The sequence below is a fragment of the Diaphorobacter sp. ED-3 genome, assembly GCF_027625375.1.
GTDB classification, from domain to species: Bacteria; Pseudomonadota; Gammaproteobacteria; order Burkholderiales; family Burkholderiaceae_C; genus Diaphorobacter; species Diaphorobacter nitroreducens.
The window spans coordinates 970,094-984,751 of record NZ_CP115182.1; the positions used below are offsets into that span (position 1 = coordinate 970,094).

General features: G+C 65.4%; 18 protein-coding genes. 15 read left to right on the plus strand and 3 right to left on the minus strand.

What is annotated here, in order from left to right:
- Positions 1-107: 107 nt before the first annotated feature.
- The 10 genes from galE to tatC all read left to right on the plus strand — a co-directional run bounded on the left by galE (position 108) and on the right by tatC (position 6,377).
- On the plus strand, positions 108-1,124 hold the full coding sequence (gene galE / locus PCQ86_RS04715) for a UDP-glucose 4-epimerase GalE (protein WP_013721471.1): 1,017 nt from the start codon (positions 108-110) through the stop codon (positions 1,122-1,124).
- A gap of 40 nt (positions 1,125-1,164) precedes the next feature.
- Positions 1,165-1,944: an imidazole glycerol phosphate synthase subunit HisF gene (gene hisF / locus PCQ86_RS04720; protein WP_270174986.1), complete on the plus strand. Its 780-nt coding sequence runs from the start codon at positions 1,165-1,167 to the stop codon at positions 1,942-1,944.
- Positions 1,945-2,048: 104 nt separating this feature from the next.
- Complete coding sequence (gene hisI, locus PCQ86_RS04725) at positions 2,049-2,447, plus strand: phosphoribosyl-AMP cyclohydrolase (protein WP_011804225.1); 399 nt, start codon at positions 2,049-2,051, stop codon at positions 2,445-2,447.
- Between the two features lie 6 nt (positions 2,448-2,453).
- Positions 2,454-2,852 (plus strand): phosphoribosyl-ATP diphosphatase, encoded by a 399-nt coding sequence (locus tag PCQ86_RS04730; protein WP_011804226.1) that lies wholly within the window; start codon positions 2,454-2,456, stop codon positions 2,850-2,852.
- On the plus strand, positions 2,852-3,238 hold the full coding sequence (locus tag PCQ86_RS04735) for a DUF4870 family protein (protein WP_012655727.1): 387 nt from the start codon (positions 2,852-2,854) through the stop codon (positions 3,236-3,238). Before PCQ86_RS04730 ends, PCQ86_RS04735 begins: the two co-directional genes overlap by 1 nt.
- On the plus strand, positions 3,231-4,271 hold the full coding sequence (locus PCQ86_RS04740; RefSeq protein WP_270174987.1) for a patatin-like phospholipase family protein: 1,041 nt from the start codon (positions 3,231-3,233) through the stop codon (positions 4,269-4,271). The genes PCQ86_RS04735 and PCQ86_RS04740 overlap by 8 nt, the downstream gene beginning before the upstream one ends.
- A 39-nt stretch (positions 4,272-4,310) precedes the next feature.
- The gene (locus tag PCQ86_RS04745) at positions 4,311-4,670 is read left to right on the plus strand and encodes a histidine triad nucleotide-binding protein (RefSeq protein ID WP_012655729.1); all 360 of its coding nucleotides are present in this window, start codon (positions 4,311-4,313) and stop codon (positions 4,668-4,670) included.
- A gap of 95 nt (positions 4,671-4,765) precedes the next feature.
- Positions 4,766-5,014 carry a Sec-independent protein translocase subunit TatA gene (gene tatA, locus PCQ86_RS04750; protein ID WP_011804230.1) on the plus strand — a complete coding sequence of 83 codons (249 nt, stop codon included), beginning with the start codon at positions 4,766-4,768 and terminating at the stop codon, positions 5,012-5,014.
- Positions 5,015-5,046: 32 nt separating this feature from the next.
- Positions 5,047-5,526 carry a Sec-independent protein translocase protein TatB gene (gene tatB, locus PCQ86_RS04755; RefSeq protein ID WP_270174988.1) on the plus strand — a complete coding sequence of 160 codons (480 nt, stop codon included), beginning with the start codon at positions 5,047-5,049 and terminating at the stop codon, positions 5,524-5,526.
- Positions 5,527-5,588: 62 nt separating this feature from the next.
- Positions 5,589-6,377 carry a twin-arginine translocase subunit TatC gene (gene tatC / locus PCQ86_RS04760; protein ID WP_047349954.1) on the plus strand — a complete coding sequence of 263 codons (789 nt, stop codon included), beginning with the start codon at positions 5,589-5,591 and terminating at the stop codon, positions 6,375-6,377.
- A 134-nt stretch (positions 6,378-6,511) separates the two neighbouring features.
- Here tatC and PCQ86_RS04765 read toward each other — a convergent pair whose 3' ends face one another.
- A complete protein-coding gene (locus PCQ86_RS04765) occupies positions 6,512-7,651 on the minus strand; it encodes a trypsin-like peptidase domain-containing protein (protein ID WP_135148439.1) in 1,140 nt (379 codons plus the stop codon).
- Positions 7,652-7,786: 135 nt separating this feature from the next.
- Positions 7,787-9,130: a ferredoxin reductase family protein gene (locus PCQ86_RS04770; protein WP_270174989.1), complete on the minus strand. Its 1,344-nt coding sequence runs from the start codon at positions 9,128-9,130 to the stop codon at positions 7,787-7,789.
- Positions 9,131-9,270: 140 nt separating this feature from the next.
- Here PCQ86_RS04770 and PCQ86_RS04775 point away from each other — a divergent pair, with 140 nt between their 5' ends.
- Together PCQ86_RS04775 and pdxA are read left to right on the plus strand one after the other, a co-directional pair.
- A complete protein-coding gene (locus PCQ86_RS04775; RefSeq protein ID WP_270174990.1) occupies positions 9,271-10,035 on the plus strand; it encodes a Nif3-like dinuclear metal center hexameric protein in 765 nt (254 codons plus the stop codon).
- 76 nt (positions 10,036-10,111) lie between these two features.
- Positions 10,112-11,167 (plus strand): 4-hydroxythreonine-4-phosphate dehydrogenase PdxA, encoded by a 1,056-nt coding sequence (gene pdxA, locus PCQ86_RS04780; protein WP_270174991.1) that lies wholly within the window; start codon positions 10,112-10,114, stop codon positions 11,165-11,167.
- 74 nt (positions 11,168-11,241) lie between these two features.
- Here the strand turns inward: pdxA and mscL are convergent, their stop codons facing one another.
- Positions 11,242-11,670 (minus strand): large conductance mechanosensitive channel protein MscL, encoded by a 429-nt coding sequence (mscL, locus tag PCQ86_RS04785; protein ID WP_270174992.1) that lies wholly within the window; start codon positions 11,668-11,670, stop codon positions 11,242-11,244.
- A gap of 134 nt (positions 11,671-11,804) precedes the next feature.
- Here mscL and petA point away from each other — a divergent pair, with 134 nt between their 5' ends.
- Genes petA through PCQ86_RS04800 form a run of 3 tightly spaced genes read left to right on the plus strand, consistent with a single transcriptional unit; the run spans position 11,805 to position 14,613 of the window.
- Positions 11,805-12,404 carry a ubiquinol-cytochrome c reductase iron-sulfur subunit gene (gene petA / locus PCQ86_RS04790; RefSeq protein WP_011804238.1) on the plus strand — a complete coding sequence of 200 codons (600 nt, stop codon included), beginning with the start codon at positions 11,805-11,807 and terminating at the stop codon, positions 12,402-12,404.
- 15 nt (positions 12,405-12,419) lie between these two features.
- Positions 12,420-13,841: a cytochrome b gene (locus PCQ86_RS04795; protein ID WP_011804239.1), complete on the plus strand. Its 1,422-nt coding sequence runs from the start codon at positions 12,420-12,422 to the stop codon at positions 13,839-13,841.
- A gap of 16 nt (positions 13,842-13,857) precedes the next feature.
- Positions 13,858-14,613, plus strand: coding sequence for a cytochrome c1 (locus PCQ86_RS04800; protein ID WP_103737801.1), 756 nt, complete (start codon positions 13,858-13,860; stop codon positions 14,611-14,613).
- Positions 14,614-14,658: the final 45 nt, after the last annotated feature.

Sequence of the window (14,658 nt, forward strand, 5' to 3'; positions counted from 1 at the left end):
GGTGCAAAATCGTATCGATTGATTTCCCAATCCATCGGATTGTCACGTTTGTTAACACTGCGTTTGCCACAATCCCGACCAGACTTGTACGCATATAGGAGGGATCTGTGATCTTGGTGACCGGAGGCGCGGGCTACATCGGCTCGCACATGTGTGTGGCGCTGGCTCAGGCGAACGAGCCGTTCCTGGTATTGGACAACTTTGGCAACAGCCGCCCCTCGGTGCTGGAGCGCATCGGGCGCATCACGGGGCGCGAGCCCGAATGCGTGCGGGGCGACGTGCGCGACGCGGCGCTGCTGCAGCAGTTGTTTGCACGCCACGAATTCACGGCGGTGATCCACTTCGCCGCGCTCAAGGCGGTGGGCGAATCGGTGCGCGAGCCCCTGGCGTACTACGACAACAACGTCGCGGGCACGGTCACGCTGCTGCAGGCCATGCGGCAGGCGGGCGTGCGCCAGCTGGTGTTCTCGTCGTCCGCCACGGTGTATGGCGACCCGGCCTCCTTGCCGATACGCGAGGACTGCCCGCTCTCGGCCACCAACCCCTACGGCTGGAGCAAGCTGATGATGGAGCAGGTGCTGGCCGACGTGGACGCGAGCGAGCCCGGCCAGTGGCGCATTGCGCGGCTGCGCTACTTCAACCCCGTGGGCGCGCACGAGAGTGGCCTGATCGGCGAGGACCCGCAGGGCGTGCCCAACAACCTCATGCCCTACGTGGCGCAAGTGGCCTCCGGCCAGCGCGAGTTCCTGAACGTCTGGGGCAGCGACTACCCCACGCCCGACGGCACGGGGCTGCGCGACTATATCCATGTCTGCGACCTGGCCGAGGGCCACGTGGCGGCGCTGCGCTACCTACGCGAGCACCCGGGCCTGCTGACGGTGAACCTGGGCACGGGCCGGCCCGTGTCGGTGCTGGAGATGGTGCGCGGCTTCGAGCAGGCCAGTGGCCGCCCCGTGCCCTACAGGCTCGCCGAGCGCCGCCCGGGCGACGTGGCGGCATGCTGGGCCGACCCGGGCCTGGCCGAGCGGCTGCTGGGCTGGCGCGCCACGCGCGACGTGCAGGCCATGTGCCAGGATGCCTGGCGCTGGCAGGACGGCGTGGCGCGCACGCTGCAGCCGGCGTGAGCCGTGGTATCTTGCGCGCCCCAGCCGTAGAACGATTCCCATGCTTGCCAAACGCATCATCCCCTGCCTGGACGTGACCGGTGGCCGCGTCGTCAAGGGCGTCAACTTCGTCGAACTGCGCGATGCGGGCGACCCGGTGGAGATCGCCGCGCGCTACAACGAGCAGGGCGCCGACGAGCTCACCTTCCTCGACATCACCGCCACCAGTGACGGGCGCGACCTGATCCTGCCCATCATCGAGGCCGTGGCTAGCCAGGTCTTCATTCCGCTCACCGTGGGCGGCGGCGTACGCACGGTGGCCGACGTGCGCCGCCTGCTCAACGCGGGCGCGGACAAGACCAGCTTCAACTCCGCGGCCATCGCCAATCCCGACGTGATCGACCAGGCGTCCGGTAAGTACGGCGCGCAGTGCATCGTGGTGGCCATCGACGCCAAGCGCCGCCAGGGCCAGGAGGTGGCCGAGCGCGGCGAGGGCTGGGACGTGTACAGCCACGGCGGGCGCAAGAATACGGGGCTGGACGCCGTGCGCTGGGCCGAGGAGATGGTGCGCCGCGGCGCGGGCGAGATCCTGCTCACCAGCATGGACCGCGACGGCACCAAGAGCGGCTTCGACCTGCAGCTCACGCGCGCCGTGAGCGACGCCGTGGGCGTGCCCGTGATCGCATCGGGCGGCGTGGGCAACCTGGATCACCTGGCCGACGGCGTGCAGCAGGGCGGCGCCGACGCGGTGCTGGCCGCCAGCATCTTCCACTACGGCGAATTCACCGTGCGCCAGGCCAAGGAGCGCATGCGCGAGCGCGGTATCCCCGTGCGGCTCTGATGCCGCGAATGGATGCCGATAAGGCCTGTAGCGCGCTTCCAGCAAGCGCTGTAAGCTATAAAAAATGCAGCATACATCGGCGTTATAGCTGCCGATGACCGACAATGGACACCATGAACTGGCTTGATCAAGTGAAATGGGATGCGCAGGGCCTGGTGCCCGTGATTGCGCAGGAGGCCGCCACGGGCGACGTGCTGATGTTCGCCTGGATGAACCGCGAGGCGCTGGCCAAGACCGCCGAGCTGGGCCGCGCCGTGTACTACAGCCGCTCGCGCGGCAAGCTGTGGTTCAAGGGCGAGGAGTCGGGCCATGTGCAGCAGGTGCATGACATTCGCCTGGACTGCGACAGCGATGTGGTGCTGCTGAAGGTGACGCAGCTGGGCCACGAGCCCGGCATTGCCTGCCACACGGGCCGTCACAGCTGCTTCTTCAACGCTCTCCAGAATGGCGCGTGGCAGGCTGTCGATCCGGTCTTGAAAGACCCCGAATCCATCTACAAATAAGAAGCCATGACCCGCACCGATACCCATGCCCCTCTGTCGCAGGACGCGCTTGCGCGGCTGGCCGGCGTCATCGAAAGCCGCAAGCCCGCCAACGGCGGCGACCCTGACAAGAGCTACGTCGCGCGGCTGCTGCACAAGGGGCCTGACGCCTTCCTCAAGAAGGTGGGCGAGGAGGCGACCGAGGTGGTCATGGCGGCCAAGGACTTGGACCATGGCGCCGACAAGGCGAAGCTGGTGTACGAGGTGGCCGACCTGTGGTTCCATTCGATGATCGCGCTGGCGCACTACGGGCTTGCCCCCGCCGACGTGATTGCCGAGCTGGAGCGCCGCGAGGGCATCAGCGGCATCGAGGAAAAGGCCCTGCGCAAGGCCGCAGCCCGCAGCAGCGAAGAAGGAGGTGCGTGATGAACAACGATATCGTCGACGTGGAGCCCAGCGAGCGGGCCGAATCCCTCAAGACGGTCGGATGGGTCAGCTACATCCTGCACCTGATCGTGGCCGTGGCGGCGGTGCTGCCGGGCGCGCAGCCTAGCGCCGCGCTGCTCATCGTCGCGCTGGTGATCGACCTGGTGAAGAAAAGCGATGCCGCGGGTACCTGGCAGGCCAGCCATTTCTCCTGGCGCGTGCGCACCGTGATCTGGGCCGGCGTGCTGTACGCGGTCACTGCGCCGCTGTGGCTGGTTTTCTTTTTTCCGGGTTGGATCGCCTGGGGCCTGATCTCCATCTGGTTCCTCTACCGCATCGTGCGCGGCATGGTGGCCATGAACAAGGGGCAGGCCATCGATGCCTGAGCAGGGCGCGCCGCAGCGGCTCAACCTCGCGCTGCAGGGCGGCGGCTCGCATGGCGCGCTGACCTGGGGCGTGCTGGATGCGTTGCTCGAAGACGGCCAGTTCCTCATCGACGGCGTGAGCGGCACCAGCGCCGGTGCCATGAATGCCGTTGCGCTGGCCCACGGATTCGCCCAGGCCGCGCGGGAACACAAAGACCCGCTGGAGGCGCACCGCGCCGGCTGCGAACTGGCGCGCGCCACGCTGGCGCGGCTGTGGGAAGGCGTGGGCACACTCGGCAGCCTGACCTGGGGCATCCCCTTGCCCGGTGCCGGGCCGCTGCTGGGCATGATGTCCCACTGGCTGTCGCCCTACCAGACCAATCCGCTGGACATCAACCCCCTGCGGAGGGTGCTGGAGCGCGAGGTGGACTTCGAGGCCCTGGCTTCTGCGCGTGTGCCGCAGTCCACCACTGTGCCGCAGGTGTTCGTGTGCGCGACCAATGTGCGCACCGGGCGCGGGGAGATTTTCACCGGCAAGCGGCTCAGCGCCGATGCCGTCATGGCCTCGGCCTGCCTGCCGCTGCTGTTCAAGGCGGTGGAGATTGACGGCGAGCATTACTGGGACGGTGGCTATTCCGGCAACCCCGCGCTGCACCCGCTGATCTACAAGACCGACTGCGCCGATGTGCTGCTGGTGCAGATCAACCCCATCGAGCACCAAGGCGTGCCCGACAGTGCCAGCGAGATCATGGAGCGCATGAACGAGATCACGTTCAACGCCGCCCTGCTGTCCGAGCTGCGCGCCATCGAGTTCGTGCGGCGGCTGCTGGCCGAAGGCAAGCTGGACGCGCGCCGCTACAAGAGCGTGCGCATGCACCGCATCGATGGTGGCGCGGTGCTCGAGCCGTTCGGAGCCGCCAGCAAACTGCGGGCGGACCTGGCCTTCGTGCGCCGCTTGTTCGACCTGGGCAGGGCGGCCGGCCAGGACTGGCTGCAGGCCCACCGGGCGGACGTGGGCGTGCGCACCACGGTCAACATCGCCGACAATGCATGACCTTTCCACTGCCTGTTGACCGCCTTTTAGCCCTCCGCCATGCAGCACGACCCGAACTGCCTCTTCTGCAAGATCATCGCCGGCCAGATCCCCTCGAAGAAGGTGTACGAGGACGAGCGGGTGTTTGCCTTCCACGACATCCACCCCTGGGCGCCGGTGCATTTTCTCGTGGTGCCCAAGGTCCATCTGCATTCCATGGCGGCGGTCACGCCCGAGCACGCGGACCTGCTGGGGCACATGATGACGCTGGCGCCCAAGCTGGCGCAGGAGCAGGGCTGCAACCCTTACCCGGATGGAGGATTCCGCATCGTGGTAAATACCGGTTCCGAGGGCGGCCAGGAGATCCACCACCTGCACATGCACGTGATCGGCGGTCCCCGTCCCTGGCTCAAGGGGTAAGTCGGCACGCCTGCAGCTGCCGTGAAGTTGCTAGGGATATGAGGGGCCCGACATATCCGCCGTCTAGAATGGGCCGTATTCGTTAGGAGATTTTCATGGGTTCGTTTTCCATTTGGCACTGGCTCATCGTGCTGCTGATCGTCGTGATGGTGTTCGGCACCAAGAAGCTCAAGAACATCGGCTCCGACCTGGGCGGCGCGGTCAAGGGTTTCAAGGACGGCATGAAGGATGGCGCCAGCACCGATGACTCGGCCACCACCAGCGCGCCCGCGGGCCAGGTGACCAACAACAGCACGGCTGCCGACAAGACCACCATCGACGTCGAAGCCAAGCACAAGAGCTGAACGCCCACGCCTTTCCTGCCTGAGCGTTCCTCATGATCGACATTGGCCTGTCCAAAATGGCGCTGATTGGCGCCGTGGCCCTCATCGTCATCGGCCCCGAGAAGCTGCCGCGCGTCGCGCGCACGGTGGGCACCTTGCTGGGCAAGGCGCAGCGTTACGTGGCCGACGTCAAGGCGGAGGTCAACCGCTCCATGGAGCTGGACGAGCTGCGCAAGATGAAAGACACCGTGGAGAACGCGGCGCGCGACGTGGAGCAGACCATCCACACCAGCGCCAGCGATTTCCAGAAGGACATGGAGCACAGCCTGGGCGACGCCTCCGCTTCCGGCAACAGCTACGGGGTGGACCAAGGCCTGTCCACCGTGGTCCCGGCGTACAAGCACCCAGCCAAGAACTGGCGCCTCAAGCGCGGTGCCATGCCCCAGTGGTACAAGGCGCGCGCGGGCGTGCGCACCCGGGTGCAGTCAGGCGCGGCGCGCGTGGCACGGTTCCGCCCCCAGAAATTCCATTGATCCCCTGATGGGCTGCGCCCTGCGCAGCCCGCGCGGGCCATGATCCCGCCCCCACCCCCACCATGTCCGAAACACCGAACCAAGAAGACGAGCTCGCCGGTACCGAGCAGCCTTTCGTGCAGCACCTGATGGAGCTGCGCGACCGCCTCGTGAAGGCTATGATCGCGGTGGGGGTCGTCGCGGCCGCCCTGTTCTTCTACCCCGGTCCCGGCCAGCTGTACGACTTCCTGGCCGCGCCCTTGGTGGCCCACTTGCCGCAGGGGGCGACCATGATTGCCACCTCGGTGATCTCGCCCTTCATGGTGCCGCTCAAGATCCTGCTGATGTCGGCGTTCCTTGTGGCGCTGCCCTTCGTGCTGTGGCAGGTGTGGGCCTTCGTGGCCCCGGGGCTGTATTCGCACGAGAAGCGCCTGGTGCTGCCGCTGGTGGTTTCCAGCACGGTGCTGTTCTTCATCGGTGTGGCGTTCTGCTACTTCTTCGTGTTTGGACAGGTGTTCAGCTTCATCCAGGGTTTTGCACCCAAGAGCATCACCGCCGCGCCGGACATCGAGGCCTACCTGGGCTTCGTGATGACCATGTTCCTCGCCTTCGGCCTGGCCTTTGAGGTGCCGATCGCCGTGGTGGTGCTGGCGCGCCTGAACGTCGTGAGCGTGGAAAAGCTCAAGAGCTTCCGCGGCTACTTCATCGTGGTCGCGTTCGTGATCGCCGCCATCGTTACGCCGCCGGACGTGGTGTCGCAACTGGCGCTGGCGATCCCCATGTGCCTGCTCTACGAGTTGGGCATCTGGGCGGCGCAGCTGTTCATCCGCCATACCAAGGCACCCGAAGATCCGCAGGAATCCGCGCCGTGAGCGTGCACTGAGCCACCGCCGCGCTGCGAGGGGGCGCCGGCGCCCGGTGGTGCACCGTTCAGGAGTGGAACAAAAATAGCTTCCCGCGCTTTGTAGACAACCGCGGGAAGCTTTTTTTTTGATAGCAATGCCGTTCAGCGGCGCTGCTGCACGCGGGGCCGCGTGCCCGGCACGACCGATACCTCCAGCCGCGCGTCGCCGCGCTGCAGCGCAAAGCTGGCCGCGGAGCCGGGCTTGAGGGACGCCACCGCCGTGAGCAGTTGCGACACATTGTTGGTGGCTTTGTCCTCCACGCTCAGGATCACGTCGCCCGGCCGCACCCCCGCCACTGCCGCGGGACCGCCCTGCAGCACGCCGGTGATGATCACGCCCTCCGTGGCCTTGACGCCAAAGGTCTGCGCCAGTTCCGGGGACAGTTCGTTGGGCTCCACGCCGATCCAGCCGCGCGTGACCTGCCCGTCGCGCACGATACCGTCCAGCACCAGCTTGGCCGTCGACACGGGAATGGCGAAGCCGATGCCCATGCTGCCGCCTGAGCGTGAGTAGATGGCGGTGTTGATGCCCATCAGATTGCCATTCACGTCCACCAGCGCGCCGCCGGAGTTGCCGGGATTGATGGCCGCGTCGGTCTGAATGAAGTTCTCGAAAGTGTTGATGCCCAGTTGGCTGCGACCCAGGGCCGACACGATGCCGCTGGTGACCGTCTGGCCCACGCCAAAGGGGTTGCCGATGGCCAGCACCTGATCGCCCACGGCGAGCTGGTCGGAATCGCCCAGCACGATGACGGGCAGCTTGTCGAGATCCACCTTCAGCACGGCCAGGTCGGTTTCAGGGTCGGTCCCGATCACGGTGGCGCGTGCGCGCCGGCTGTCGGTGAGCGTGACCTCGATCTCGTCGGCGCCCTCCACCACGTGGTTGTTGGTGAGGATGTAGCCGTCGGGGCTGATGATCACGCCGCTGCCCAGGCCGGTTTGCGCCTGGGTGCCCTGGTCGCCAAAGAAGAACTGGAACCACGGGTCGTTGCTGCGCGGGTGGCGCACGGCCTTGCTGGTGTTGATGCTGACCACCGCTGGCGCCGCCTTGCGCGCCGCCCCACTGAAGCTGCCCGCCGCGGGCTGGGCGGACGTGGAGGAGGGCGCCTCGATGAGCGATATGCCAGCGCCGCTGCGTGTGGCGCCGCGCTGCAGCCAGTCGGGCTGCAGGGTGGCCACCACGAAGTACGCAGCCAGCAGCACGGTGACGGATTGGGAGAGCAGGAGCCAGAGGCGTTTCATGGGGCGTGATGCGGTTGGAAGGCGAGCGCAAATTGTAGGCGTGTGCCCCGGTTTCGGGGCGTGGGACGGCGCGGAGCGAGTCCCCACGGATGTAGTTGCGGGCCTGGCGTTGCGAGGGGCCTGCCTCGCGTCGCATCAGCGCATCTGGAACAGTTCCTGGTGGAAGGCCTGCGTGGGCAGGCCGTGCGCGGCCAGGTCTGCCCGCAGGGCAGAGGCGAACGGTATCGGGCCGCAGAACCAGACGCTGGCGTTTCGCCATTCGGGCACCAGCGCTCGCAGACGCTCGCCGTCCAGGCGCCCGTCCTGTGCATCCACGAAGAGGTGCAGGCGCACGCCGGCGGCCTGCGCATCGACACGCAGCTTGTCCAGCGCCACCGGGTCGTGGTCGGCGGTGGTGTGGAACAGGTCGATGGGCCGGGCGGAGTGGGAGCCCCCGTGCGCGAGTTGTTTCATGCGTGCGATGAACGGCGTAATGCCGATGCCGGCGCCGATCCAGATCTGGCGTGGACGCGCGTCGTCGAATGTGAAGCAGCCGTACGGCCCCTCCACCGTCACGTGGTCGCCCACGCGCAGGCGGTCGGGCAGGCGGCTGGTGTGGTCGCCGAGGGCCTTGGTGATGAAAGTGACGCACGGGTCTTGTGGCATCCACGCCGATGCGATGGTGTAGGGGTGCGCGCCTTCCTTGGGGTCGGAGGTGACGAAGGCGAATTGCCCCGCGCGGTGCCCCGGCCAGAGGCCGTCGAGACGGATGCGCGTTTCCAGCACGCGCAGCGCGGGATAAGGCTGCAATGAAACGATGCGACCCTGAACGGTGCGGCGCCCGCCCACGCGGCGGGTTAGTACCAGCACGGCTGATACCGTGCCGGCGGCCACCAGCAGGGCCAGCAGCCAGCCGATCGGCTGCGACCAGTAGCTCCACTGCACCAGCACCACGGTGTGGAAGACCAGCGCCAGGTAAGCCACGGCCAGCAACTGGTGCGTCTTGGCGAACAGCCGGTACGGAAAGCGCTTGACCAGCGCCAGCACGATGAGCAGTACCGCTGCGTAGAACGCCCACTCGCCCACGCCTTCGGCGAGGCCGCGCCAATCGCGCAGCGTGGCCTCGGCAAGGCCCAGATTCTCGGCAGGCGGGCGCGGCCCGCGCGGCGGTCGGGTAAGCCAACCCCATCCCACGGCCCATTTGGTGCCCTTGGCCCAGAGCCAGTGCACCGTGCCGATCGCCAGCGCGGCGATGCCCAGCCACTTGTGCAGACGGTACATCTTGTCCAGCCCGTCCAAATGCCGCTCCAGCCACACGGGGCGCACGGCCAGCAGCATGGCGAGCGACATCGCGCCCATCACCAGCACACCGCTGTATTGCACCCAGACGGTGCGCAGCGCGAAGTAGCCCGGCTGCGCGGGCCATAGCGTGTCGGCCATCAGCCACAGCGCGGTGAGGCCGAGCAAGAAGGCCCAGAAGGCCCACGTGATGCGTTTCATCCCAGTTCCCTGTTGGTTGTCATGGTGGTTTGCCAGGCAGTCTAGGAGCGCGTTTGCGCGGGATTTTTTAAGCAGTGTGAAGCATGGGTAAACACGTTTGATGTGGGTCAGCGCAGGGGCACATCGCGGACAATTGCCGCATGTCTCATCCTTCGCATACCGACCGGGACGCGCTGCTGGCGGCCTTTGATGCCGAACTGCAGCCCGAACGCTTCAAGGATTACGGGCCCAATGGGCTGCAGGTAGAAGGCAGGCGCGAGATCGCGCGCATCGTCAGCGGAGTCACGGCCAGCCGCGCGCTGATCGATGCCGCCGTTGCCGCGCGGGCCGACGCCATCTTCGTGCACCACGGCTTGTTCTGGCGGGGCATGGACGGCCGCGTGACCGGCTGGATGAAGCAGCGCCTGCAGCGCCTGCTGGCACACGACATCAATCTGTTTGCCTACCACTTGCCACTGGACGCGCATGCGCAGTGGGGCAACAACGCACAGCTGGGGCGCGTGCTGGGCTGGCAGCCCGACCAGCGGTTTGGCGAGCAGGACCTGGGCTTTGCTGCGCCGGCGGACTTCGCAGATGTGGGTGCGCTGGCCGCGCACGTGCAAGCGGCGCTGGGCCGTGCGGCCACGGTGGTGGCGCCGGAGCAGGTGCGTCCCATCCGTCGCGTGGCCTGGTGCACGGGCGGCGCGCAAGGGTTCTTCGAGTCCGCCATCGCCGCGGGGGCGGATGCCTTCATCACCGGCGAGATCTCCGAACAGCAGACCCACCTCGCGCGCGAGACGGGCGTGGCCTTCATCGCAGCCGGCCACCATGCCACTGAACGCTACGGTGCGCCGGCGCTCGCGGCCCATGTCGCGCAGCGGTTGGGGTTGGAGCACCGCTTCATCGATATCGACAATCCTGCTTGAGCTGTGCTATTAAAAATATAGCTACTTGCGCTTTATGGTAGAGCGCTAGAGCCCTATTTGATCTATAGGCTTATTCATGAATGCACTTCCCGCGCTTGCCATCACCCAGGGGGATCCCGCAGGCATCGGTCCGGAAATCGTGGCCAAGGCGTTTCGCGATGCGCCACAGGTGATGCGCGGCTGCTTCGTGGTGGGAGACCTGCCGACCATGCGCCGCGCGGCGTCGTGCATCATGCGGCCGGGCCAGCCCAGTCTGCCCGTGGCGCGCCTGGATGCGTACCGTGCGCCGGTCGACCTGGCCGACATTCCGCCGCGCTGCCTGCCCGTATGGCAACTGCCGGAATTGGAGGGCGTGGCCCCTGCGCCCTGGGGGCGGGTGAGCGCCGAAGCCGGGCGTGCCGCGGCGGCGTGCGTGGTGTGGGCTGCGCGTGCTGCATTGCGTGGCGAGGTTGCGGCGCTGGTGACGGCGCCTTTGCACAAGGAGGCGCTCGCGGCCGCGGGCGTGCACCATCCCGGTCACACGGAACTGCTGCAAGCCGAGGCGGCGCTGCATGCGGGCGTGTCCCTGGAGCAGATGCCCGTGCGCATGATGCTCGCGAATGACGAGCTGCGCACCGTGCTCGTCAGCATCCACGTCGCGCTGCGCGATGCCATTACCGCGGTGACGCAGGACAGCGTGCTGCAGACGCTGCGGATCACCCATGCCGCGCTCTCGCGCAGCCTGGGGCGCGCTCCGCGCATTGGCGTGGCGGGGCTCAATCCGCATGCGGGCGAGGGGGGCTTGTTCGGCCGCGAGGAGCTCGAAATCATCGCGCCGGCCGTGACGCAGGCGCGCAGTGAGGGGATCGATGCCCACGGCCCGTTTGCACCCGACACCATTTTCATGCGCGCCCGCTCCACGCCGCAGCGCGCCGGCGAGTTTGACGTGGTGCTGGCCATGTACCACGACCAGGGCCTGATCCCGGTGAAGTATTTGGGCGTGGACAAGGGGGTGAACGTCACGCTCGGGTTGCCGCTCGTGCGCACCAGCCCCGACCACGGCACGGCCTTCGACATCGCGGGGCAGGGGACGGCGGATGCGGAGAGCCTGATCGAAGCCGTGCGCATGGCGCGGCAGTTGGCGCGGCCCTGAACGTCTCCCTGAAATGCAAAGGCCCGCCGCCCCGGGAAGGGCGGTGGGCCTTTTTACGCGCCCTCTGCGTGCTGTCAGCGCTTGAGGCTGTCGCGGATCTCGCGCAGCAGCTGGATGTCCTCGGGAGTGGCGGGCGGGGCTGGCGGCTCGACGGGTGTCTCACGCTTGAGCCGGTTGATCTGTTTGACCATCACGAAGATGATGAACGCGAGGATCACGAAATTGACCGCGACGGTGATGAAATTGCCGTAAGCCAGTACCGGCACGCCCGCTTTGCGAATCGCCTCCAGCGTATAGGGCGTGCCCTCCGGCACGCTGCCCAGCACGATGAACAGGTTGGAGAAGTCCAGCTTGCCGAGCACCAAGCCCACGACCGGCATGATGAGGTCGCTGACGACGGAGTCGACGATCTTGCCGAAGGCACCACCGATGATCACGCCGACCGCGAGGTCAATGACGTTGCCCTTAACGGCAAACTCCCGAAACTCTTTGGCAATGCCCATTTCGTTTCTCCTTTGATATAGATGAAAACACTGAACTATTGCCTAGCTTAAGTCCAGCAGCAGCGTTGGAATAACCATTTTCACTCCGCTACAATTTGCGGTTGACCCCTTAGCGAAGCATACCGAGGATCCCCATGAGTGAAACTCCGATCGACTCCAGCAAGCGGACGTGGCTGATTGCGTCCGGCTGCGCTGGTGCGGTGGGCGGCGTGGCGACTGCCGTTCCTTTTGTGAGCACTTTCCAACCGTCTGAAAAGGCCAAGGCAGCAGGTGCTGCCGTCGAGGTGGATATCTCGGGTCTCAAGCCCGGCGAAAAAATCACCGTGGAATGGCGTGGAAAGCCTGTTTGGATTGTCAAGCGCACGCCCGAGCAGCTTGCCGAGCTGCCCAAGCTGGATGCGCAGCTTGCCGATCCCAAATCGGCGCGCAACCCTGCGGAGCTCACGCCGGAATATGCGCGCAACGAATGGCGCTCCATCAAACCCGAGGTGTTCGTGGCCGTGGGTATCTGCTCCCACCTTGGCTGCTCTCCCACGGAGAAGTTCGCGCCGGGTCCGCAGCCTTCCCTGCCTGACGACTGGAAGGGCGGTTTCCTGTGCCCTTGCCATGGCTCCACATTCGACATGGCGGGCCGTGTGTTCAAGAACAAGCCTGCGCCTGACAATCTCGAAGTGCCGCCGCACATGTACCTGTCGGAGACCAAGCTCCTGATCGGTGAAGACAAGAAGGCCTGAGGGAGGCACTGACAAATGGCTGCTTATCGCGAATTCAAGGAAGTCTCGCCCAACGCGTCCGCGCGCGTGAAGGTCACCAACTGGCTGGAAAACCGTTTCCCCACGGCTTTCGATGCCTACAAGGTGCACATGTCGGAGTACTACGCTCCGAAGAACTTCAACTTCTGGTACATCTTCGGCTCGCTGGCGCTGCTGGTACTGGTGATCCAGATCGTCACCGGCATCTTCCTCGTGATGCACTACAAGCCCGACGCTGCCAAGGCGTTCGAGTCTGTCGAGTACATCATGCGCGATGTGCCGTGGGGCTGGCTGATCCGCTACATGCACTCGACCGGTGCGTCGGCCTTCTTCGTGGTCGTGTACCTGCATATGTTCCGCGGCCTGCTGTACGGCTCCTACCGCAAGCCACGCGAACTGGTGTGGATTTTCGGTTGCGCGATCTTCCTGGCGCTGATGGCCGAGGCTTTCATGGGCTATCTGCTGCCCTGGGGCCAGATGTCCTACTGGGGCGCACAGGTGATCGTGAACCTGTTCTCCGCCATTCCCTTCATCGGCCCCGATCTGGCGCTGCTGATCCGTGGCGACTATGTGGTGAGCGATGCGACGCTGAACCGCTTCTTCAGCTTCCACGTGATCGCTGTGCCGCTGGTGCTGCTGGGCCTGGTGGTTGCGCACTTGCTGGCGCTGCATGACGTGGGCTCCAACAACCCTGATGGCATCGAAATCAAGGGCCCCGGCAAGCCGGTGGATGAGCATGGCCACCCGCTGGACGGCGTACCTTTCCACCCTTACTACACGGTGCACGACATCCTGGGCGTGGGCGTGTTCCTGTTCATCTTCTCGGCGGTGGTGTTCTTTGCTCCGGAACTGGGTGGCTACTTCCTGGAGTACAACAACTTCATCCCGGCCGATCCGCTGCAGACGCCTGCCCACATCGCCCCGGTGTGGTACTTCACGCCCTTCTATTCCATGCTGCGCGCCATCACCACCGAGATGATGTACGTGTTGATCGCATGTGTGGTGCTGGGTGCGGGCTTCGGTGTATTCAAGGCCCGTTTGCCTGCGCTCATCAAGGGTGGCGTAGCGCTGGCAGCCGCCGTCGCCATCGCCCTCATGCTGGCTATTGATGCCAAGTTTTGGGGCGTGGTGGTGATGGGTGGTGCCGTGATCATTCTGTTCTTCCTGCCCTGGCTGGACCAGAGCCCTGCACGCTCGATCCGCTATCGCCCGACCTGGCACAAGTACCTGTACGCAGTATTCGTGGTTGTGTTCGTCATCCTGGCCTACCTGGGCGTGCAACCGCCATCGCCCATCGGCGAGCGGGTTTCGCAAGTGGGTACGCTGTTCTACTTTGGTTTCTTCCTGCTCATGCCCTGGTGGAGCCGCTTGGGTACACCCAAGCCTGTGCCGGACCGCGTGACTTTTGCTGCGCACTGAGCTGGAGACGACAACAATGAAAAAACTCATCCTCACGTTGGTTGCAGCTCTGGGTCTGGTGGCTGGGGCGCATGCCGCCGGTGGTGGCATGGCCTGGGACAAGGCGCCTGTCAATACCAGCGACACGGCGTCCTTGCAGAACGGTGCGAAGCTCTTCGTCAACTATTGCCTCAACTGCCACTCGGCTGCCTTCATGCGTTTCAATCGCTTGAAGGACATCGGTCTCACGGACCAGCAGATCAAGGACAACCTGCTGTTCACGACCGATAAGGTGGGCGAGACCATGAAGTCCGCCATCGATCCCAAGCAGGCCAAGGTGTGGTTCGGCGCCAACCCGCCTGATCTCACGGTGATTGCACGTTCGCGTGCAGGCGCTGGCGGAACGGGCGCCGACTATCTCTACACCTTCCTGCGCACCTTCTATCGGGACGACACCAAGGCCACGGGCTGGAATAATCTCGCGTTCCCCAATGTGGGCATGCCCCATGCCTTGTGGCAACTGCAAGGCGAGCGCCGCCCGATCTTCGAAGAGCGTGAAAGCCACGGCAAGACCGAGCATGTGCTCAAGGGCTGGGAGCAGGTTACTGCAGGCAGCATGACGCCGTTGCAATACGACCAAGCTGTAGGTGATCTCGTGAATTATCTGCAGTGGATGGGCGAGCCAGCGCAAAATACACGTGTTCGCATTGGCGTATGGGTGTTGATCTTCCTCGGCGTGTTCACGTTCATCGCATGGAGGCTCAACGCCGCCTTCTGGAAAGACGTTAAGTAAACGCTAGGTTCTTTGTCGCGCATTTCTGCGCTGCCGAGCATGTAC